Genomic DNA, 19980 nt, shown 5'->3' on the forward strand with positions numbered 1-19980 from the left:
TTCTGTGGAGCGGACCGGTCCCTGCCCCCGTGGGCCCGCTCACCCGCATCCAACCACGGACGGTCGGACGGTCGCTCATTACCCATGGGTTACCCAGCCGGGGGCAGCCTCAGACCGGGCGGTTCCCTGCTTCGCGGCGGCGCCCGGTCCGGGCACCGCGACGCCGGCCGGGTCACGGAGCAGCACCCTGGCCAGCGACTCGACCACGTCGGGGGCGTAGGTGCCGGCCGTGCCGAGGCGCAGCTCCTCCAGGGCGCGCAGGCGGGCGGCGGCGTCGGGAGCGCGCCGGGCCATCTCCTCGTAGGCGTTGGCGGCCCGCACGATGCGCGCCGCCGGCGGCTGCCGGGTCCACGGCTCGGCCTGGGCCTCGACGACGGCGGCCACCCGGGGGTCGACGCCGGTCTGACGGACGACCGCGCCGCCGAGGAGCGCCATCCGCCGCTGCTCCGCCGCGGACAGCCGGGCGGTGGCGCCGCCCGGCACCGGGTCGACGAGGCCGAGCTGGCCGATGTCGTGCATCAGCGCCGCGTACTCCAGCACGGTGAGGTCGGAGCCGGTCAGTCCCATGTCGCGGCCGACCGCCAGGCTCAGCGCGGCCACCCGGTGGGCGTGCCCGTGCGGGGTGTACCCGGCGACCTCGGTGGCACGGGCCAGGGAAACGATGGTCTGCCGGCAGGTCGTGCGGACGGCGGCGTAGCGCCGGAAGGCCAGCTGGACGAGGAGCAGCGGGACGCAGAAGACCGGCAGCGCCGACAGCCCGACGGCGTCCACCGCGAAGGCGATCACCGTCCCGGAGGAGCCGGTGACCGAGCTCATGCGGGTGGTCCCGCGCAGTTCCTCCCGCAGCGCCGGTCCGAACGTCCGTCCGGTACGGGAGTGCACGAGGACGGCGCCGGCCACCGAGTCGCACAGCGCGGAGAGCAGCAGCACGACGATCACCAGCAGGACGTGTCCCGGGCCGGGTCCGGGCGCGTCGGGGGCGGGGGCGGTCAGCGGCCGGCAGCAGACGGCGATGAAGCCGACGGCGAGCACCCGGCGGGCCAGGTGGTCGCCGGTGGTCCGGCCGCCGGGCCGGGGGCGGGCGATGTGCGGGATCCGGCCGACCAGCGTGGCGACGGCGACCACGGCGACCACCTGGGTCACGGCGGCGGGCGCGAGCAACGCGTAGGCCAGGGCCCCGGCGGCGCCGACCGGGGCGGGATCGCGTTCCTCGGGCAGGCAGTCGGGCAGCCGGAGCAGCTCGCCGAAGGCGATGAACACGAAGAAGACGAAGGCGGTCTCCCGGCCGGCGAAGCCGTTCCGGAGCATGTCGCCGACCGAGACGAGCGCGAGCAGCGCGGCGGCGGTGTACAACGCGGCGCGGAACAGGGGGCCGAGGCGCGGGGCGGGCGGGCGGCGCGGACTCACCGGGCGGCACCTTCGCCGGGCCCGCGGGCGCGGACACCGGGGGCGGGGGCCCGGCCGACGGCGACGGCGGTGCCCCCGGCCGGTGCGGTGGGCCCCGGGGGCGCGGCGGCGGCGTCGCCGGACGGGGCGGCGGACTCGGCGGCGGACTCGGTGGCGGCCGGGACCCGGCAGGGGGGCGCGGGCGGGGCCCCGCCCGCCGGCGCGGCAGACGGCACGGCAGACGGCGCGGCGGGAGGCGCGGCGGCCGGCGCGGGTTCGTCGGAGGTGACCACGGGGTTCCAGCCGTGGCGGGCCAGCGCGCCGGTGAGGGCGGTGACCATGCGGGGGTCGAACTGGGTGCCCGCGCAGCGGGCGAGTTCCTCGAGGGCGGCGGCGACGGGCCGGGCGCGGCGGTAGGAGCGGGTGGAGGTCATCGCGTCGAAGGCGTCGGCGACGGCGACCACCCGCGCGCACTCGGGGATCCGGCACCCCGACAGCCCGTACGGGTAACCACTGCCGTCGAGCCGTTCGTGGTGGTGGAGGATGGCGGCCCGGGCCTCCTCCAGGAAGCCGATGCCGCGGGTCATCTCGTGCCCGTACTCGGGGTGCAGTTCGATGGCCCGGCGCTCCGCCGGGGTCAGCGGGCCCTCCTTGCGGAGCAGCCGGGTGGGGACGCCGATCTTCCCGACGTCGTGCAGGATGCCCGCGAAGCGGATGACCTCGACCCGGTCGTCGTCCATGCCGAGCTCGCGGGCGATCATGACCGAGGCCTGTCCGACCCGCTCGCTGTGGCCGCGGGTGTAGCCGTCCTTGAGGTCGACGGCCCGCACCAGCGCGCGGACCGTGGACCGGTGGGCGGTGCGTTCCCGGTCGGACTGCGCGAACACCCACCAGGTGACGTACATCGGCAGCAGCACCAGCAGGGCAGCCGCCGGGCCGTGCGGGGAGCGCCAGAGGACCGCCATCATCACCCCGGCGAGCCCGTGCACCGCCATCGGGGGCAGCGAGGGGACGAACCGGTGCCGCCAGGCGGCCCGCGCCGGGACCCGGTCGGCGAGCATCCTCATCGCGCCGTCCAGCAGCGCGGCGGTGAGGCAGAACACGGGCACGGCGAAGGCGGCGGCGAGCAGGGCCCGCGGCAGGTCGGAGGCGACCACGGCGTCCCGCCCGCCGAGCACCCAGTAGGTCCAGGCGGTGGCGTGGACGGACAGGCACAGCGAGGCGGCCCGCCAGAGGCGGCGCAGCGGCCGCGGCGGGTCGCCGACCGGCGTGAGGAGGGTGCCCGGCACCGCGACCAGGGCGGCGGCGGGCGGCGGGAGCAGGAAGGCGGCGGCGAGCAGCACCGGATAGAAGGCGTCGAGCCCGGCCCGGCGCCCCGCCTGCCCGCAGGCGGCGTAGACCGCGGCGAGCAGCAGCACCGCCCACCACGGTGTGCGCAGCTCGGGCAGCGACAGGAGACAGGCGCCGGCGGCGGCCACGGCGGCAGCCGCGCAGACGCGCGCTCCGGCCGGAACAGATGCCGCCGGAACAGACCCCATGGCGTCCCCTCCCCCGGCCCGGACCGGGGCGGTCCGGTCCGTGTCCGTTCTGCTCCGGAGAGTAGAGCGGCCGAACGGGTTACGGGGAGCCTGATAGGTGAATCCGCGGGCCTATGACCCGCGGATTAGCACGTACGGGTGAAAGCTCAGGCGTCGCCGGATGACGCGGGCGTCACCGACGCGCCCTGCTGCTCCACGCCGGGTGTCACGGGACCGTGTCCGGTCTCGCCCGAGCGGATCAGCTCGATGCGGCCCATCACCTTGGCGCGCAGGTCGGCGGGTACGTCGTCATGACCGCAGCAGCGCTTGACCAGCTTCTTCACGGCCTGCTCGAGGCCGTACTTCTCCAGGCAGGGCGAGCACTCCTCGAAGTGCTCCTCGAACTTCGTGCAGGCCGAGTCCGGCATCTCACGGTCCAGGAACTCGTAGAGATGGTCGAGGATCTCGGCGCAGTCCGTCTCGTGCGGCTCTCCACAGCTCATGAGCCCGAGCCTTTCGCTTCGTTCGACTCTCCGGCGCCGGCGGGGACGAGCCCGCGGTCCCGGGCGTAGTCCTCGAGCATGCCGCGCAGCTGACGGCGGCCCCGGTGCAGCCGGGACATCACCGTACCGATGGGTGTCCCCATGATGTCCGCGATCTCCTTGTAGGCAAACCCCTCGACGTCCGCCAGGTACACGGCGATCCGGAACTCCTCGGGGATGGCCTGCAGCGCCGACTTCACGTCGGAGTCCGGCAGGTGGTCGAGGGCCTGGGACTCGGCGGAGCGCAGACCGGTCGACATGTGCGACTCGGCGCGGGCGAGCTGCCAGTCCTCGATGTCCTCGGCGGCGCTGCGCTGCGGCTCCCGCTGCTTCTTGCGGTAGGAGTTGATGAACGTGTTGGTGAGGATCCGGTACAGCCAGGCCTTGAGGTTGGTGCCCTCACGGAACTGGTGGAACGACGCGTACGCCTTGGCGTAGGTCTCCTGCACCAGGTCTTCGGCGTCGGCCGGGTTGCGCGTCATGCGCAGCGCGGCCGAGTACATCTGGTCGAGGAACTCCAGCGCGTCCCGCTCGAACCGGGCGCTGCGCTCCTCGGTCGTCTCGGTCGTCTGCCTGCCCTCGGCGCCCTCGGCGCTCGCGGGCTGCTCCGCGTCGGTCCCGGCGACCGGACCCACCTCCTCCAGCGACGTGCCACTCGAATCGGAGGATAGACGACGTTCCCCTCCCCCCGCCCGCCGGGCGGCACCGGTACGGTTCGAGGGAAGCACCGACCACTCGAGTTCGGTGGCGCGGCGGCTGGGGCACGCAACGGATCCCATGCGGCGGATTCCTCCCGGGACGACTGGTCGATACGTGTTGTTCTCCCCCTTCAACCTCACGCCCCACCGCCGCATTCCCGCCCCCGCCCGAACGGCCGCCGGCCCTAGTGCACGGACCCGGTGAGCTGGAGTCCGATCACGCCGATGATGACCAGGCTGATCGATACGATCTTCAGCACGGAGACCACGTCACCCATGAAGATCATCCCGTAGACCGCGGTGCCCGCCGCGCCGATGCCGGTCCAGACCGCGTAGGCCGGCCCCACGTCGAGCTTCTTGAGCGCGAGGGTGAGGAGCGCGAAGCTGCCCAGCGCGAAGACGCAGAAGGCCATCGTCGGATAGAGCCGGGTGAACCCGTGCGAGAGCTTGAGACAGACCGCGAAGCCGGTCTCGAGCAGTCCGGCGACCACGACCAGCAGCCACGCCATGGGATGTCCTCCGCATCAATCACGCTCCGTGACCGCTCGATCCGGACCGGTTGATGCGATTATGCCCGGCTTGTCCGGCCAGGCCGCTCAGGTCAGTCCCCCTCGCGCCGCTCGCGCGTCGAGAGCAGCCGCCGCAGCGAGTAGAGCCGCGCCGGGTCTGCGTGGCCGTCGGCGACCCACCGGTCGAGCGCGCAGTCGGGTTCGTCGTGGCTGCAGGCCCGGGGGCAGTCGGCGGTCCCGGCCTCCAGGTCGGGGAAGGCGTGGATGACCCGGGAGGGGTCGATGTGGGCGAGACCGAACGACCGCACGCCCGGCGTGTCGACGACCCAGCCCTCGGCCTTCTCCAACGGCAGCGCCAGCGCGGAGGTGGTGGTGTGCCGGCCGCGCCCGGTCACCGCGTTGACGTGTCCGGTGATCCGCCGCCGCTCCTCGGGCACCAGCGCGTTGACCAGCGTGGTCTTGCCGACGCCGGAGTGCCCGACGAAGGCGGTGACCTTGCCCGCCAGGTGCTCGCGCACCCGGTCCGCCGCGCCTCCGGTCTCCAGCTCCTCACGGCTGGTGACCACGTACGGGATGTCCAGCGCGCCGTAGAGCTCGAGCAGCGTGTCCGGCGGGGCCAGGTCGGACTTGGTGAGCACCAGCAGCGGCGTGAGCCCTCCGTCGAAGGCGGCGACCAGGCAGCGGTCGATCAGCCGCGGCCGCGGCTCGGGGTCGGCGAGGGCCGTGACGATGGCGAGCTGGTCGGCGTTGGCGACGACCACCCGCTCGTACGGGTCGTCGTCGTCCGCCGTCCGCCGCAGCAACGAGGCGCGCTCCTCGATGCGGACGATCCGCGCCAGCGTGTCCTTCGTGCCCGACAGGTCGCCCACCAGCGCCACCCGGTCACCGACCACCGCCGCCTTGCGGCCCAGCTCGCGGGCCTTCATGGCAGTCACCGTCCGGTCCTCGACCAGACAGGTCAGCCGGCCCCGGTCGACGGTGAGGACCAGCCCCTCGGCCGCGTCCTCGTGCTTGGGCCGGATGTGGGTCCGCGGCCGGTTGCCCTTGCGGTTGGGGCGGCTGCGGATGTCGTCCTCGTCGGTGTGCTTGCCGTAGCGACGCATGGCTTCTCTACCGCCGGTCCTCGAGCATCCCCGTCCAGAGCCGTGTGAAGTCGGGCAGGGTCTTGGCAGTGGTCCCCACGTTCTCGATCTCGACCCCCTCGACGGCGAGGCCGATGATCGCGCCGGCGGTCGCCATCCGGTGGTCGTCGTAGGTGTGGAAGACGCCGCCGCGCAGCGCGCGGGGACGGATGTGCAGGCCGTCGGCGGTCTCGGTGACGTCGCCGCCGAGCGCGTTGATCTCCTGGGTGAGCGCGGCCAGCCGGTCGGTCTCGTGGAGGCGCAGGTGGGCCACGCCGCGCAGGGTCGACGGCGAGTCGGCGAGGGCGGCGACGGCGGCGATGCCGGGGGTGAGCTCGCCGACCTCGGAGAGGTCGACGTCGATCCCGTGGACCTTGCCGGAGCCGGTGAACTCCAGGCCGTACTCCTTCAGCTCGCAGCTTCCACCCATCCGGGTGAAGATCTCGCGCAGCTGGTCACCGGGCTGGGTGGTGCGCTCGGGCCAGTCCGGGACGATCACCCGTCCGCCGGTCACCAGCGCCGCGGCGAGGAACGGCTGCGCGTTGGACAGGTCGGGCTCGACGGTCAGGTCACGGCCGAGCAGCGCGCCGGGCGTCACCCGCCAGACGTTGGCCTCGCCGCCGGACTCGGGGGTGTCGACCTGGGCGCCCGCGGCGCGCAGCATGTCCACGGTCATCTGGATGTGCGGCAGCGAGGGCAGGGTGGCGCCGGTGTGCCGGACCTCCACGCCCTGGTTGAAGCGGGCGCCGGAGAGCAGCAGGGCGGAGACGAACTGCGAGGACGAGGAGGCGTCCACCTCGACCGGCCCGCCCTCCAGGGCGCCGCTGCCGTGCACGGTGAGCGGGAGTGCGCCGCGTCCCTCGTCGTCGATCCGGGCGCCGAGGGCGCGCAGGGCGTCGATCACGCCGTGCAGCGGCCGCTCGTAGGAGCGGGGGTCGCCGTCGAAGCGGACCGGGCCGGAGGCGAGGGCGGCGACGGGCGGCAGGAAGCGCATCACCGTTCCCGCGTTGCCCACGTCGACCGAGGCCGGGCCGGCCGGCTGCGCGGGAATGACCCGCCACGCCTCGCCGGCCTTCTCGCCGCCGAGGGTCACCGCGGAGCTGGAGGAGACGGTCTCCTCGATGCCGACGCCGAGCGCGCGCAGCGCCTCGGCCATCAGCAGGGTGTCGCGGGAGCGCAGCGGGCGCCGGATCCAGCCCGGCTCGGAGGCCAGGGCGGCCAGCACCAACGCGCGGTTGGTGACCGATTTCGATCCCGGCACGTGGACCGTCGCGTCGACGGGCCCGCTCGCGGTGGGGGCGGGCCAGAGATCGGTCTGCTGCGCGGAGTGAACGGTCATACGGCCCACTCTAGTGGCTGGCCGCGAGGGAGATTCCTGATCAAAATCGAGGAAATATCGCCGAAACGGGTCTGTGGTAGCGGGTTTCCGTATCGCGGCGGCTCACAGTCCGAGACGGCCGCCGGCCGCTACCGGCCCGGGAGCGGTCAGAGGTCGAGCAGCCAGCGCGCGCCGCCCATCAGGCAGCACAGCGAGACCACGTGGAAGAAGAAGAGCCAGAGGGCCGGCGGGGTGCCGGTGAGGTGGGCCAGCTGGTCCGCGTCCGAGGCGCCGGTGGGGTTGTGCCGCCGCTCCCGCTGGAGCTCGAAACCCGGTCGGACGCCACCCAGCAGGAGGAACCAGACCACCGCGTAGGCGAACGCCGCCTGCACCTGCGGGCCGGCCCGCCAGGACACGAACAGGAAGAGCGCCCCGGTGGCCAGCACCGTGATCACGCCGTAGACGTTGCGGATCATCACCAGCATGGCCAGCAGCAGCGCGGTGGAGAGCCACAGCAGCAGGGTGATCCGGCCCTCGGAGAGCAGGGCCGCGCCGCCCAGGCCGAGCAGCGGCGGTGCGGTGTACCCGGCCAGCGCGGTGAGCACCATGCCGAGCCCGCGGGGCTTGCCCCGGCTGACGGTGAGACCGCTGGTGTCCGAGTGCAGCCGTATGCCGGTGAGGGTACGGCCGGTGAGCAGCGCCACCAGGGCGTGGCCGCCCTCGTGCGCGATGGTGACGGCGTTGCGGGCCACCCGCCACACCGCGGACGGCAGCACCACGGCCAGCGCGGCCGCGGCGGTGGCGACCACCACCCACAGGTCTGGGTCGGGCTGGCGGCCGAGGACCTGGTCCATCGCGCTGCTCTCCTTCGCGTCGTTCGTGTCGTTCGTGTCGCCGGTGTCGCTGGTGTCACCGGTGTCGCCGGTGGTCGCCGGTGGTCGCCGGTGGCCCCGCCGGGGCGCGCTCCGCGCTCCGGAGTCCGGGAGCCGGTGGCCCGGCCGGGGCCGGGCCTGGCAGTGTGGCACGTATGTGCGGACGGTATGCATCCACGCGGGCTCCGGAGGACCTCGCGGACCTCTTCGGCGTCGAGGCCGGACTCCCCTCGCTGCTCCCCGGCTCCGGCGCGCCGGGCGGCGTGCCGGAGGAGTCCTTCGCCCCTGATTACAACGTCGCTCCGACCAAGGAGGTGTTCGCCGTCCTCGACCGCCCGCTCAAGGGGAGCGGCGACCCCCGCCCGGTGCGGCAGCTGCGCCGTCTGAAGTGGGGACTGGTGCCGGCCTGGGCCAGGTCCCCGGAGGGCGCGGCCCGCATGATCAACGCGCGGGCCGAGACGGTGCACGAGAAGCCGTCCTACCGCCGCGCCTTCGCCACCCGCCGCTGCATCCTGCCCGCCGACGGCTACTACGAGTGGGTCACCGGCAAGGAGGAGCGGGAGCTGGAGGTCGAGGGCAGGCGGAAGCGGCCGCGCAAGCAGCCGTACTTCGTCACCCCGGCCGACGGCTCGGTCTTCGCGATGGCCGGGCTCTACGAGTTCTGGCGCGACCGCACCCTGCCGGACGACCATCCCCAGGCCTGGTGGGCGACCTGCTCGGTGATCACCACCGAGGCGGAGACCTCCGCACTCGCGGTCGCCCCCGTCGAGGGACCGGGGGCGCTGGCGGACATCCACCCGCGGATGCCGCTGATGCTGACCCGGGACCGCTGGGACGCCTGGCTCGATCCGCGCCACGAGGACCCGGACCTGCTGCGCGGCCTGCTGGCCCCGCCGCCCGGCGGCCTGATGCGCGCCTACCCCGTCTCCACGGCGGTCAGCAACGTCCGCAACAACGGGCCGGAGCTGCTGAAGGAGCTGGCGGGCCCGGAGGAGGGCACACTCTTCTGACGTGACCTCCGACATGACCCCCGATGCCCCCGGCCCCCGCGGCAGGGGTTCCGACGCCGCCGATGCCTCTGACGCCGCCGATGCCTCCGATGCCTCCGATGCCTCCGGCGGGACGGACTCCGCGGCGGAGCTGGTGCCCACCGACGCCGGGGAGGCCCGGATCACCTGGCGGCGGGCGCGCGACGCCCGGCTGGTGCTGGCCGTGAGCCACGGCGCGGGAGGCGGCATCGAGGCGCGGGACCTCCGGGCACTGGCCTCGGTGCTGCCGGAGCACGGGGTCAGCGTGGCGCTGGTGGAACAGCCGTGGCGGGTGGCGGGGAAGAAGGTCGCCCCGGCGCCGAGGACGCTGGACGTGGGGTGGCGGGGGATCTGGCCCGCGGTGGCCCGGTCCGGACTGCCGGTGATCTCCGGCGGGCGCAGCGCGGGGGCGCGGGTGGCGTGCCGGACCGCCGGGGAGCTCGGTGCGGCGGGTGTGCTGGCCCTCAGCTTTCCGCTGCATCCGCCCGGGCGGCCGGAACGGTCGCGGGCCGAGGAGTTGTCTGGGGTCCCGGTGCCGCTGCTCGTGGTGCAGGGGGCAAACGACCCGTTCGGCCGCCCGGAGGAGTTCCCCGAGGGGCTGCGTCCGGGCGCGGTCGTGCCGCACGCCGACCACGGCTTCGCGGTCCCGAAGCGGGCGCCGCTCTCCCAGGACGACGCGGTGCGCGTCGTCACCACCGCCGTCGTCGCCTGGACCGCCACTCTGCCCTGACCGCGCGCCCTCCGTGCCTCCCGTCCCGTGCGGCGGTGGGGGAGGCGGAAGGTCAGACGACGCCCCCCGCAACCCTCCGGGGTAACGCGGAACGGACGAGGTCGGAGACGGACGTGCCCGGGCCCGGTGGGGCGACGACACAGGACAGGCCGACGCGGACGGCGAGTTCGCACGCCCTCCCCCAGGCTCTCGACTCCGTCCGGGCCGGGGGCACTCCCAGCGCTCCCGGCGGCGCCGCCAGCGCCGCGACCGCCCGTTCCCGCGCCAGGACCACCAGCTCCGCGGGCGACGGTAACGGCCCGTCCGCCCGCCGCTGCGCCGGCGTCGTCGACGAGGACGGCACCGCCGTGAGGACGGGAGCCGGCAGCCGCTCGTTCCAGCACCCGGTGAGCACGGCCCGCGCCAGCGCACCGCCCCGCCCCGCCCGCGCGGTCCACTCCGCGACCGCGGCGAGCCGTTCCCAGGGGTCGGTGCGCGAGGCCAGCGCGCGGTCCAGGCCCGCCAGATAGGCGTCGGCCTCCCGCCGCACCAGTGCGCGGCCCAGCCCTTCCTTGCTGCCGAACTCGTTGTAGAGGGTCTGCCGGGAGACTCCCGCCGCGGCGGCCACGTCGACCATCCGCACCACCGCCCAGGACTGCCGCTCCAGCGCCTTCCCGGCGGCCTCCAGCAGCGTGTCGCGTGCCGTGTGCATCGTCGCCTCCCCCTCCCGGGCGGTCGGCCCCGCGGCGCGGCCCGGCGGCGGGCCCGGGGGCCTGCGCCCAGACTTGACGCGCCTCCCGGCACTGTCAAGGCCCTGGACCGCCCGGCCCGCGTCAACCGCCCTCCGCCCCATGTGGCCCCGCCGCGCAACCGGCCGATACGGTTCGGCCATGGCCGACTACCTCGATGACCTGCGTTTCGCCCACGTCCTGGCGGACACCGCCGACGCCGCGACGACGGCCCGTTTCAAGGCGCTCGACCTGAAGGTGGAGACCAAGCCGGACATGACGCCGGTGAGCGAGGCCGACAAGGCCGCCGAGGAGCTGATCCGCGGTCAGCTCCAGCGCGCCCGGCCCCGGGACGCCATCCTGGGCGAGGAGTACGGCGTGGAGGGCACCGGCCCCCGCCGCTGGGTGATCGACCCGATCGACGGGACCAAGAACTACGTCCGCGGCGTCCCCGTGTGGGCGACGCTGATCGCGCTGATGGAGGCCGCCGAGGGCGGCTACCAGCCGGTGGTCGGCGTGGTCTCCGCCCCCGCGCTCGGCCGCCGCTGGTGGGCGGCCAAGGGCCACGGCGCGTTCACCGGCCGCAGCCTGACCTCGGCCTCCCGGATCCAGGTGTCCCAGGTGTCCCGCATGCAGGACGCCTCGTTCGCGTACTCGTCGCTGACCGGCTGGGAGGAGCAGGGCCGCCTCGACGGCTTCCTGGACCTGACCCGCGAGGTGTGGCGGACCCGCGCCTACGGTGATTTCTGGCCGTACATGATGGTCGCCGAGGGCGCGGTGGACATCTGCGCGGAACCGGAGCTCTCGCTGTGGGACATGGCGGCCACCGCCGTGATCGTCACCGAGGCGGGCGGCTCCTTCACCGGCCTCGACGGCCGTCCCGGCCCGCACAGCGGCAACGCGGCCGCCTCCAACGGGCTGCTCCACGACGAGTTGCTGGGATACCTCAACCAGCGCTACTGAGCCCGCGGCGCCCCGCGCGACGGTTCCGTACGCCCCGAACACCCCGGGATGCCCCACGCGCCCCGGGGTGATGTCTTGTCGGCCTTCCCGTCCGCCTGCGACGCTGACAGCTCCCCCGTTTGTGCGTTTGTGAAGCGCCGTGTGCGGTGCCGTGCGCGAATGCCGCGCGCGGTGCCGTGAGCGGGCGCTTCGCAGGAGGAGGTGACTCCGGCCGATGCTCGTCCGCGACGCCATGAGCAGGGCGCTGCTCACCGTGGGCCCCGCCCACACGCTCCGCCAGGCCGCCGTCCTGATGTCGTCCCGCCGGGTCGGCGCCGCCCTGGTGCTGGACCCCGAGGCCGCCCACCCGGGCATCCTGACCGAGCGGGACATACTCAACTCGCTCGGCCTCGGGCAGGACCCGGACGTCGAGCGCGCCCACGCCCACCTCACCGCCGACGTCGTCCTCGCGGACCCCTCGTGGAGCATCGACGACGCCGTCCGCGCCATGGCCCACGGAGGCTTCCGCCACCTGGTGGTCCTGGAGGGCGGGGAGCCGGCCGGGATCGTCTCGGTGCGCGACGTGCTGCGATGCCTGTCCCGCCGGGGCGCGATTTAGAACCTGTCCAATTCAAGACAGGCTCATGCGTCACTGTTAGGCTTGGCCACCATGAGCGACCTCTTGGAACGCCTGCGCGGACGCGGCTGGCGAATGACCGCGCAGCGGCGTGTGGTGGCCGAGGTCCTCGAAGGCGAGCACGTCCACCTGACGGCCGACGAGGTCCACGCCCGCGCCGCGGTGAAGCTGCCGGAGATCTCCCGGGCGACCGTGTACAACACGCTGGGCGAACTGGTCTCCCTCGGCGAGGTCGTCGAGGTCACCACGGACAGGCGCGCCAAGCGCTACGACCCCAACGCCCACCGGCCGCACCACCACCTGGTGTGCGCGCGCTGCGGCGCCATCAAGGACGTCCACCCGACCGGCGACCCGCTGGCCGAACTGCCGGCGTCGGAGCGTTTCGGGTTCACCGTCTCCGACGTCGAGGTCACCTACCGGGGGCTGTGCCCGGAGTGCTCCGCCTGACGCGCCCCCGGCCGCGCGCGGTGGTGTGTGCGGCCGTGCGTGCGGCCGTGTGCGTGGCCCTGCCGCCGCGCGGTGCCGCGCCTTGGTGTTCTCGCCCTGAGCGGCGGCGCAGGACCTGGAGTCGCCATCACGGCGCGCATCGGCGGAAATGCCGAAGGGGTCGGACCGGCGAACCGGTCCGACCCCTTCGGGTTTCAGTAGCGGGGACAGGATTTGAACCTGCGACCTCTGGGTTATGAGCCCAGCGAGCTACCGAGCTGCTCCACCCCGCGTCGACTCGTTGAACACTACGCGACGCGGGCGGGGCACGCAAATCAGATCCCGCCGGTCAGAGCCACCGGGGCCCGTCAGGGGGCGTCAGGGCCAGGCCCGCAAGGGCCGCAGGAGCCCGCGGTGGCCGCAGGGCCCGCAGGAGGCGACAGGGCCAGGCCCGCAGGGCCCGCTGGAGCCGTCAGGGGTCGCAGGAGCCGCCAGGGAGCCGCAGGGGCCGTCACGCGGAGAGCGTCACGCGGAGAGCTCCTCGCGCAGGACGTCCCCCAGCCGGGCGGCGCGCTCGCGCACCTTGTCCGGCCCCAGCGCCGTCGCCCGCTCGGCCCAGCGCTGCCCCTCGGACAGCTCGCCCCGCCGGGCGTGGGCCAGCGCCAGCCGCAGCGCGGCGCCGCCGTGGCCCGCGGCCGCGGCACGCTTCCACCAGAGCACGGCCTCGGCCTCGCTGCCCTCGCGCGCCAGCAGCAGCCCCAGGTTGAAGGCCCCGCTGTCCGACCCGGCCTGCGCGGCCTCCCGGTACCACCGGGCGGCCTCCTCCGTGTCGCCCCGCGCGGCGGCCAGCATCCCGGCTCTGACCTGCGCCTTGCGGTGCCCCTGGCCGGCGGCCCGCTCGTACCACTCCTCGCACTCGGTCTTCCGGTGCGCGCACTGACCCAGCTCGTGCGCGGGCGCGGGCGGGCGGCGGCGGTCGAGCACCATGGCCAGCCGGTAGGCGGCCTCGGCGCTGCCCGCACCGGCGGCGCAGCGCAGGTACCGCTCGGCCTCCTGCTCCTCGCCGTCGCGCAGCAGGGCCACCCCGACCTGGAGGGCGGCGTCGGGGTGCCCGGCCGAGGCGGCCCGCTCGTACCAGCGCAGCGCCTCCCTCTCCTCGCCGCGGTTGCTGTACAGGATGCCGAGGTTGCAGGCCGCCTCCACGCTGCCGGCCTCGGCGGCCTTGGAGAACCACGGCTCGGCGCCGGACGGGTCACCGTTGGCCAGCAGCAGGACGGCCAGGGCGTTGGAGGCCTCGCGGTGCCCCGCGTAGGCGGCACGGCGGTACCACTGCTCGGCCTGTGCGGTGCGGCCCTGCCCGGCGCAGAGCAGACCCAGGTTGTAGGCGCCGTTGACGTCCCCGGCGTCGAGGGCGGCGCGGTACCAGCGGGCCGCGGTCTGCTGCTCGCCGCGCTCCGCGTGCAGGGCGCCCAGGGCGTTGGCGGCGGCGCCGTCCCCGTCCCGGGCCGCCTTGAGCCACCAGGAGGCGGCGTTCTCGGTGTCCCCGGCGTCCCTCAGCAGGTGGCCCAGCGCGCAGGCGGCACGCGCCTCGCCGCCCTTGGCGGAGGTCAGGTACCAGCGGCCGGCCTCCTTGAGGTCGCCGCGGCGCTCCAGGATCTCGCCGAGGCGCAGCGCCGCCTGGTGGTGACCGCGGGCGGCGGCCTGCCGGTACCACTGCTCGGCCTCACGGGCGGCGGCGCCGGCCGTCGGCCCGCCGGCCCGGGAGGCCCGGCCGCCGGCGGTCGGTTCCTCGGACTCGGCCCGGTCGGCGGCGCGGCGCTCGAGGGCGGCGGCGAGACGGTAGGCGGCCTCGCGGTGCCCGCGGTCGGCGGCGGCCCGCATCCAGGTCTCCGCCTCGGTGCTCGCGCCACGGTGTTCCAGCAGGTCGGCCAGGGCGAAGGCGCCCAGCACATGGCCCTGCTCGGCGGCCTGGCGCAGCCAGTACTCGGCGCCGGGCTCGTCCCCGCGCTCACGCAGGTGGCGGCCGAGGCCGTGCGCGGCGGCGGCGGATCCGGCCACGGCGGCGATGCGCCACCAGCCGGCCGCCTCCTCGGCGTAACCACGCTGATGGAGAAGCACACCCAGGTTGTTGGCGGCGGCGCGGTCGCCCGCCGCGGTGGCGGCGCGCAGCGGGCCCTCGGCCCCGTCCAGGTCGCCACGGCGCAGCAGCATGGCGCCGAGGACGCTCATCGCCTCGACGTCCCCGGCTTCGGCGGCGATCCGCTGCCCGGCTTCGTCCGCCGGGTCGCCGACGAAGCCGGCGGTCGCCCCGGCTCCCTCGGCCCCGGTGACCTCATCGGCCCCGGCCGTCCCGTCCGTATCGACGGACGGTGCAAATCGCCCTGTGTCCAACAGAGTTCCCTTGTCCCCCATAACGTCCATCGTCGCACCACCCGAACCCCGGGTACACCTGGTATACCGCAGCCTTGGAGGTCACTTCAGCGTTTTGTCGACATGCCCACAGAGAGACAAGCGAAACCCTGGCGGCCCAACTGCCCCCGCACCCCAAGGGGTGTTGAGCCCTTCCGGCCTGCGGCGCAGCCCGGAACGGACAAGGCCCGGTTCCCCCGAACGAGGGACCCGGGCCTTGCGTCGCATCCGAAGATCCGGTATTGGCGCCGCGGTTTCAGCTACCGACCGGGAAGGTCAGTCGCCGGCCGAGGGGGCCCGGGCCTCCTCGGCGCGCTTCAGCGCCTCCTCGAGATCTTCCTGTGCCCGGCCGTAGGCCTCCCAGTCGCCCTTCCTGAAGGCCTCCTGGCCCGCGTCGAAGGCCTCTTGGACGTCCTTCAGCGCCTCGTCGAGCGTGGCGTCGCCCTTGTCAGGCGGGGTGGTCTCCTCACCGGGCGGGGTCTCCTCCTCGGGCGGCTGGGCCTCGCCGCCGGCTCCGAAGACCTTGTCCAGCGCCTGCGCCAGGGTGTCCTCGAAGGCGGTCTGCCCGTTGTAGCTCACCAGCACCTTGCGCAGCAGCGGGTACTTGAGGCCGCCGCCGCGGACGTAGACCGGCTCGACGTAGAGCAGGCCCTCGTCGAGCGGCACCGTCAGCAGGTTGCCGTACTCCACCTCGGAGTCGCCGCCGCGCAGCAGCCGGATGGTCTCGGCGATGTCCTGTTCGGAGTTGAACATCGACTGGACCTGCTTGGGTCCCTGGACCGTGGTGCTGGTCGGCAGCTTCAGGATGCGGATGCTTCCGTAGTCGTCCGTGCCCGCCTCGGCGTTGACCGCCATGAAGGCGCTCAGGTTGTCGCGGCCGTTGGGCGTGAACGTCGTCGTCAGCGAGAAGGCCTGCTGCTGCTGGTCCGGCATCTTCATGGAGAGGTAGTACGGGGGCACCGCCTCGCCGGCCCGGGTCGTCGGGTCGTCGGGCACCTGCCAGACCTCGCTGCCGCTGAGGAACGTCTCGGAGTCCTCGACGTGGTAGCGGGTCAGCAGCTCACGCTGGACCTTGAACAGGTCCTGCGGGTAGCGCAGGTGGTCCATCAGCTGGTCGGAGATGGCCGAGCGCGGCTCGACGGTGTCCGGGAAGGCCTTCATCCAGGTCTTCAGGACGGGGTCCTTGGTGTCCCACTCGTAGAGCTTGACCTCGCCCGTGTAGGCGTCGACCGTCGCCTTGACCGAGTTGCGGATGTAGTTGACCCGGTCCTCCTGGGCGATCACGGCCCGCTGGTCCGTGGTCAGCGAGTCGGAGGTGGTGTCGCCGAGGGTGGTGCGCGAGGCGTACGGGTAGCCGTTGGACGTCGTGTAGGCGTCCACGATCCACTGGATCTTCCCGCCGATGACCGCCGGGTAGGGGTCGCCGTCGATGGTCAGCCACGGGGCGACCGCCTCGACCCGCTCCTTGGGGGTGCGGTTGTAGAGGATCTTCGAACCGTCGCCGATGGCGCCCGAGTAGAGGATCTGCGGCTCGCTGAAGGCCACCGCGTACGCCGCCCGGTTGAGCGGGTTCGCCAGGCTGACGCCGCTGTCGCCCTTGTAGCGGGTGCCGACCTCCTGGCCGTCCTTGGAGTAGTCGATCTCCTCCTGCGGACCGCCGACGATCGAGTACTGGGTGGTCTTCTCGCCGTAGTAGACGGCCTGCTGGTAGGTGCCCAGCTGGCCCTGGGAGGGAAGGTCGTACTCGGTGAAGACGGGCAGGCCCTCGCCGTCGGCCTCGGTGCCCTTGGCGGCCACCACGCCGTAGCCGTGGGTGTAGCGGAAGTGGTCGTTGATCCAGTTCCGCTTGGGCACGCCGTTCAGGTCCAGCTCGCGCAGACCGATCACGGTGTCCTGGGTCTGGCCGTCGACCTTGTACCGGTCGACGTCCAGGTTCTCCGGGAAGCCGTAGTAGCTGCGGATCTGCTGACGCTGCTGGAACGTCGGCGAGACGATGTTCGGGTCGAGCAGACGGATGCTGGCTGCCTGGTCGGCCTGGGTCCGCAGCTCCGGCTTCTGCTCCGGGTCCGCGCCGCGGCCGGAGTAGCCGGTCACCTTGGTGTCGTCGATGTCGTAGGCGTACCGCGTCGCGTCGATGTTCTTGGCGACGTACGGCGCCTCCTTGGCCTGCTCGTTCGGCTGGACCTGGAACTTCTGCACGATGGCCGGGTACAGGCCGCCGATCAGCAGCGCCGACAGGACCATCAGGCCGAAGCCGATGACCGGCAGCTGCCAGGTCCGCCGCCACAGCGTGGCGAAGAACAGCAGCGCGCAGATGACGGCGATGCAGAACAGGATGGTCTTGGCCGGCAGGTAGGCGTTGGCGTCGACGTACCGCAGGCCGGTCCAGTTGTCGGTGGCCTTGAAGTCGCTGGACTTCACGGCGAGGCCGTAACGGTCCAGCCAGTAGGCGACCGCCTTCAGGCTCACGAACAGGCCGAGGAGCACCGACAGGTGCCCGGTGGCCGCGCCGGTGGCCTTGGCGCCCGGGGAGCTCAGCCGCAGGCCGCCGTAGAGGTAGTGCGTCACGGCGGCCGCGATCAGCGAGAGGACCACGGCGGCGAACCCGAAGCCCAGCAGGAACCGGTACCAGGGCAGGTCGAACGCGTAGAAGGCGACGTCCAGCGAGAACTGGGGGTCCTTCTTGCCGAAGTCGACGCCGTTGACCCAGGTGAGCCAGGTGCGCCACTGGCTTCCGGCCGAGGCGCCCGCGACCAGGCCCACCAGGGCCGTGATCGCCAGCAGCACCCACTTCTTGTAGGGCGCGATGCCCATCCGGTACCGGTCGAGGTTCTGCTGCTCGACCGACATGGCGCTCAGCGGCGGCCGCAGGCGGTGCGCCAGCCAGATGTTGACGCCGACGGCGGCGGCCATCAGCAGGCCGAAGACGAAGAAGAGCCCGATCTTCGTGGTCAGCGTGGTGGTGAAGACCGACGAGTAGTCCACCGAGCGGTACCAGAGCCAGTCGGTCCAGAACCCCGCGAACATGGTGAACGCCATACCGAGGACGGCAAGGACGCCCAGCGTCATGAGCAGGGTCCGGGACCGCCGGGACGGGCGGCCCACTCTCATCCGCGGCCCTGTCGGGCCTCCGCCGCGGTCCGGCATCTGGAAAGCCAAGGTGCGCACCTCAAGTCAGTGTGGAGCCGTCAGGTCCTCGGCGGACCCGGCGGGGGGACCCGTTCATCATGGATCCCCACCTATGCAACTTACCGATGCTTTACCCAGTTCCCGATTACGGGTGGATACCAGGCAGGATTGTGACCATGTCCAACACCCCCATGGCGGCGAACCCGCTCACCCGGGCAGTGCTCGAGATCGACGAGTACGCCTCCACCCTCGGCTGGGACCAGCCCGCCCGCCTCTTCGCCCTCGTCGACACCTCGGCGCTCCGCGCCCAGGAGCCCGCCCTCGCGGACCAGCTGGGCCTGCCCGACGAGGCGGAGCCCGCCGCCCTCACCCCCGTGGAGCAGGACGAGATCCCGGCCTCGCAGCCGCTGGACGAGTTCCTCGCCACCATCGCCTGGCCTGACGCCGTCGCCGGCTGCGCCCTCACCGTGGAGCGACTGATGCTCCCGCCGACCGCGGAGGCCGAGGTGCCGATCGGCCTGGACGACGCCGGGCTGGCCCGCTGGGTCGCCGACCACCCGCAGCGTCAGGAGGTCCGGATGACGGTGGCCGTGCTGCGCGACGGCTCCCGCGAGTCGGCGCTGCGGCTGCGGGAGAAGGACTCCGCCACCGAGGTGCTCACCGGCGCCGGACTGGTCCCGGGGCTCGCCGAGGCGCTGTCGGCGACCTTCGAGGACTGACCGCGCGGGACCGGCGGCCGCGACCGGCCGTGCGGGTCCCACCCCGCGGGCCCACCCGCCGGGAACGCCCGCGGCCTCTTCCCGGAGCGGGACCCGGCTCGCCCGTGGGCTGCGGCCGGGTCCGGCGGGCTCAGCTCGCCGGACACCGGGAGAGTTCCCCGGTGCGGCCCTCGCGGATGTCCTCCAGGGCGTCCAGCGCGTCGTCCAGGTCGCCGACCTTGACCAGCGTGAGGCCGGCCGGGATGTCCTCGGCGGCCGTCGCGCAGTTCTTCTCCGGGGTGAGGAAGTACTTCGCGCCCTTGGCCCGCGCGCCCACCGTCTTCATGCTGATGCCACCGATCGGCCCGACCTCGCCCGCGTCGTCGATGGTGCCGGTGCCGGCCACGAAGGCCCCGCCGGTGAGGCTGCCGGGCGTCAGCTTGTCGTAGATGCCGAGCGCGAACATCAGACCGGCGCTGGGGCCGCCGACGTCGGCGAGCTTGATGTCGATGGCGAACGGGAAGGTGTGGTCGGTCCCGGCCGCGATGCCCACGATGGCGCGCGGCTCGCCGCCGTCCTCGGACTTCGCCGTGGTGATGGTGAGGTCCTCGGTCCTGGTGGCCTCGCGGCCCTCCCGCTCGGCGGCCGCCTGCTCCTTGGCGGGCACGACGGTGAAGACCACCTTCTCGCCGGGCTTGTGCCGGGTCACCAGCTTCGAGACGTCGCCGGGCTCCTTCACCGCGGTGCCGTCGACGGACCTGATCACGTCGCCGGCGTGCAGCACGCCCTCGGCCGGGGTGTCCTTGACCACCGTGGAGACCACCACCCAGGACTTCACCGGGATGTCCAGCTCGCGCAGGGCGGCGACCTTGGCGCTCTCCTGGGACTGGCTGAACTCCTCGGCGTTCTCCTGGCTCGACTCCTCCTCGGTCTGCCCCTCGGGGAAGAGCGTGTCGTGCGGAACCACCTTGTTGTCGTGTGCCAGCCAGCCGTACATCGCCGAGACCAGGTTCAGCCGGTAGTCGGGGCTCGTGACCCGCACCGTGGTCATGTTGAGGTGGCCGTCCGCGGGATAGGTGCGGTGACCGGAGATGTGCAGCACGGGCTCGCCGTCGTGCTTGCCGAGGGTGTTCACCGTCGGGCCGGGCGTCATCTCCGAGTACTCGGTCGGGACGGCCAGTCCCGCGCACAGGAGCACGATCAGCATCAGGGTCGAGGCGAGCATCGTCGCAGTGCGGCGTGGCATGGAACGACAGTACGGGACCGGCCCGCCGGAGCACCGCCGGGGCCGTCCGTACGGGCTGCCCCGGC

Annotated in this window: 18 protein-coding genes and 1 tRNA gene; 6 read left to right on the forward strand and 13 right to left on the reverse strand. The window is 73.5% G+C overall.

Annotated features, from left to right (window positions below):
* Positions 1-78 precede the first annotated feature (78 nt).
* The 8 genes from GBN72_RS34825 to GBN72_RS09975 form a co-directional block, all read right to left on the reverse strand.
* On the reverse strand, positions 79-1407 hold the full coding sequence (locus GBN72_RS34825) for an HD-GYP domain-containing protein (RefSeq protein ID WP_246212394.1): 1329 nt from the start codon (positions 1405-1407) through the stop codon (positions 79-81).
* A complete protein-coding gene (locus GBN72_RS09945) occupies positions 1404-2924 on the reverse strand; it encodes an HD-GYP domain-containing protein (RefSeq protein ID WP_151771344.1) in 1521 nt (506 codons plus the stop codon). Before GBN72_RS09945 ends, GBN72_RS34825 begins: the two co-directional genes overlap by 4 nt.
* A 146-nt stretch (positions 2925-3070) precedes the next feature.
* On the reverse strand, positions 3071-3406 hold the full coding sequence (gene rsrA, locus GBN72_RS09950; protein WP_151771345.1) for a mycothiol system anti-sigma-R factor: 336 nt from the start codon (positions 3404-3406) through the stop codon (positions 3071-3073).
* On the reverse strand, positions 3403-4080 hold the full coding sequence (locus GBN72_RS09955) for a sigma-70 family RNA polymerase sigma factor (RefSeq protein WP_170315355.1): 678 nt from the start codon (positions 4078-4080) through the stop codon (positions 3403-3405). The genes rsrA and GBN72_RS09955 overlap by 4 nt, the downstream gene beginning before the upstream one ends.
* A gap of 248 nt (positions 4081-4328) precedes the next feature.
* The gene (locus GBN72_RS09960; protein WP_151771347.1) at positions 4329-4652 is read right to left on the reverse strand and encodes a DMT family transporter; all 324 of its coding nucleotides are present in this window, start codon (positions 4650-4652) and stop codon (positions 4329-4331) included.
* Positions 4653-4744: 92 nt separating this feature from the next.
* On the reverse strand, positions 4745-5755 hold the full coding sequence (rsgA, locus tag GBN72_RS09965) for a ribosome small subunit-dependent GTPase A (protein ID WP_151771348.1): 1011 nt from the start codon (positions 5753-5755) through the stop codon (positions 4745-4747).
* A 7-nt stretch (positions 5756-5762) separates the two neighbouring features.
* The gene (gene aroA, locus GBN72_RS09970) at positions 5763-7112 is read right to left on the reverse strand and encodes a 3-phosphoshikimate 1-carboxyvinyltransferase (protein ID WP_151771349.1); all 1350 of its coding nucleotides are present in this window, start codon (positions 7110-7112) and stop codon (positions 5763-5765) included.
* A gap of 146 nt (positions 7113-7258) precedes the next feature.
* Entirely contained in the window at positions 7259-7945 is a 687-nt protein-coding gene (locus GBN72_RS09975) for a M50 family metallopeptidase (RefSeq protein WP_151771350.1), read from the reverse strand.
* A 173-nt stretch (positions 7946-8118) separates the two neighbouring features.
* Between GBN72_RS09975 and GBN72_RS09980 the strand changes: the two genes are divergently transcribed.
* Entirely contained in the window at positions 8119-8973 is an 855-nt protein-coding gene (locus tag GBN72_RS09980) for an SOS response-associated peptidase (protein WP_151771351.1), read from the forward strand.
* A gap of 1 nt (position 8974) precedes the next feature.
* The gene (locus tag GBN72_RS09985) at positions 8975-9721 is read left to right on the forward strand and encodes an alpha/beta hydrolase family protein (protein ID WP_246212395.1); all 747 of its coding nucleotides are present in this window, start codon (positions 8975-8977) and stop codon (positions 9719-9721) included.
* Positions 9722-9773: 52 nt separating this feature from the next.
* Here GBN72_RS09985 and GBN72_RS09990 read toward each other — a convergent pair whose 3' ends face one another.
* A complete protein-coding gene (locus tag GBN72_RS09990) occupies positions 9774-10412 on the reverse strand; it encodes a TetR/AcrR family transcriptional regulator (RefSeq protein WP_151771352.1) in 639 nt (212 codons plus the stop codon).
* Between the two features lie 178 nt (positions 10413-10590).
* On the opposite strand from GBN72_RS09990, the gene hisN reads away from it, so the two are divergent.
* The 3 genes from hisN to GBN72_RS10005 all read left to right on the forward strand — a co-directional run bounded on the left by hisN (position 10591) and on the right by GBN72_RS10005 (position 12454).
* Positions 10591-11391, forward strand: a complete 801-nt coding sequence (gene hisN, locus GBN72_RS09995) for a histidinol-phosphatase (RefSeq protein WP_151771353.1) — start codon at positions 10591-10593, stop codon at positions 11389-11391.
* A gap of 214 nt (positions 11392-11605) precedes the next feature.
* Complete coding sequence (locus GBN72_RS10000; RefSeq protein WP_151771354.1) at positions 11606-11989, forward strand: CBS domain-containing protein; 384 nt, start codon at positions 11606-11608, stop codon at positions 11987-11989.
* A gap of 51 nt (positions 11990-12040) precedes the next feature.
* On the forward strand, positions 12041-12454 hold the full coding sequence (locus GBN72_RS10005; protein WP_151771355.1) for a Fur family transcriptional regulator: 414 nt from the start codon (positions 12041-12043) through the stop codon (positions 12452-12454).
* A gap of 198 nt (positions 12455-12652) precedes the next feature.
* Here the strand turns inward: GBN72_RS10005 and GBN72_RS10010 are convergent.
* The 3 genes from GBN72_RS10010 to GBN72_RS10020 form a co-directional block, all read right to left on the reverse strand.
* Positions 12653-12726, reverse strand: a tRNA-Met gene (locus GBN72_RS10010).
* 232 nt (positions 12727-12958) lie between these two features.
* Positions 12959-14854: a tetratricopeptide repeat protein gene (locus GBN72_RS10015; protein WP_174887105.1), complete on the reverse strand. Its 1896-nt coding sequence runs from the start codon at positions 14852-14854 to the stop codon at positions 12959-12961.
* A 264-nt stretch (positions 14855-15118) separates the two neighbouring features.
* Entirely contained in the window at positions 15119-18010 is a 2892-nt protein-coding gene (locus GBN72_RS10020) for a UPF0182 family membrane protein (protein WP_151771357.1), read from the reverse strand.
* 137 nt (positions 18011-18147) lie between these two features.
* Between GBN72_RS10020 and GBN72_RS10025 the strand changes: the two genes are divergently transcribed.
* Positions 18148-18690: a PPA1309 family protein gene (locus GBN72_RS10025; protein WP_151771358.1), complete on the forward strand. Its 543-nt coding sequence runs from the start codon at positions 18148-18150 to the stop codon at positions 18688-18690.
* A 130-nt stretch (positions 18691-18820) separates the two neighbouring features.
* On the opposite strand, the gene GBN72_RS10030 is transcribed toward GBN72_RS10025, so the two are convergent.
* Positions 18821-19915 carry a YlbL family protein gene (locus GBN72_RS10030; protein WP_151771359.1) on the reverse strand — a complete coding sequence of 365 codons (1095 nt, stop codon included), beginning with the start codon at positions 19913-19915 and terminating at the stop codon, positions 18821-18823.
* Between the last annotated feature and the right edge of the window lie 65 nt (positions 19916-19980).

Origin of the sequence: Streptomyces abyssomicinicus, assembly GCF_008974245.1 — a bacterium.
GTDB lineage: Bacteria > Actinomycetota > Actinomycetes > Streptomycetales > Streptomycetaceae > Streptomyces > Streptomyces abyssomicinicus.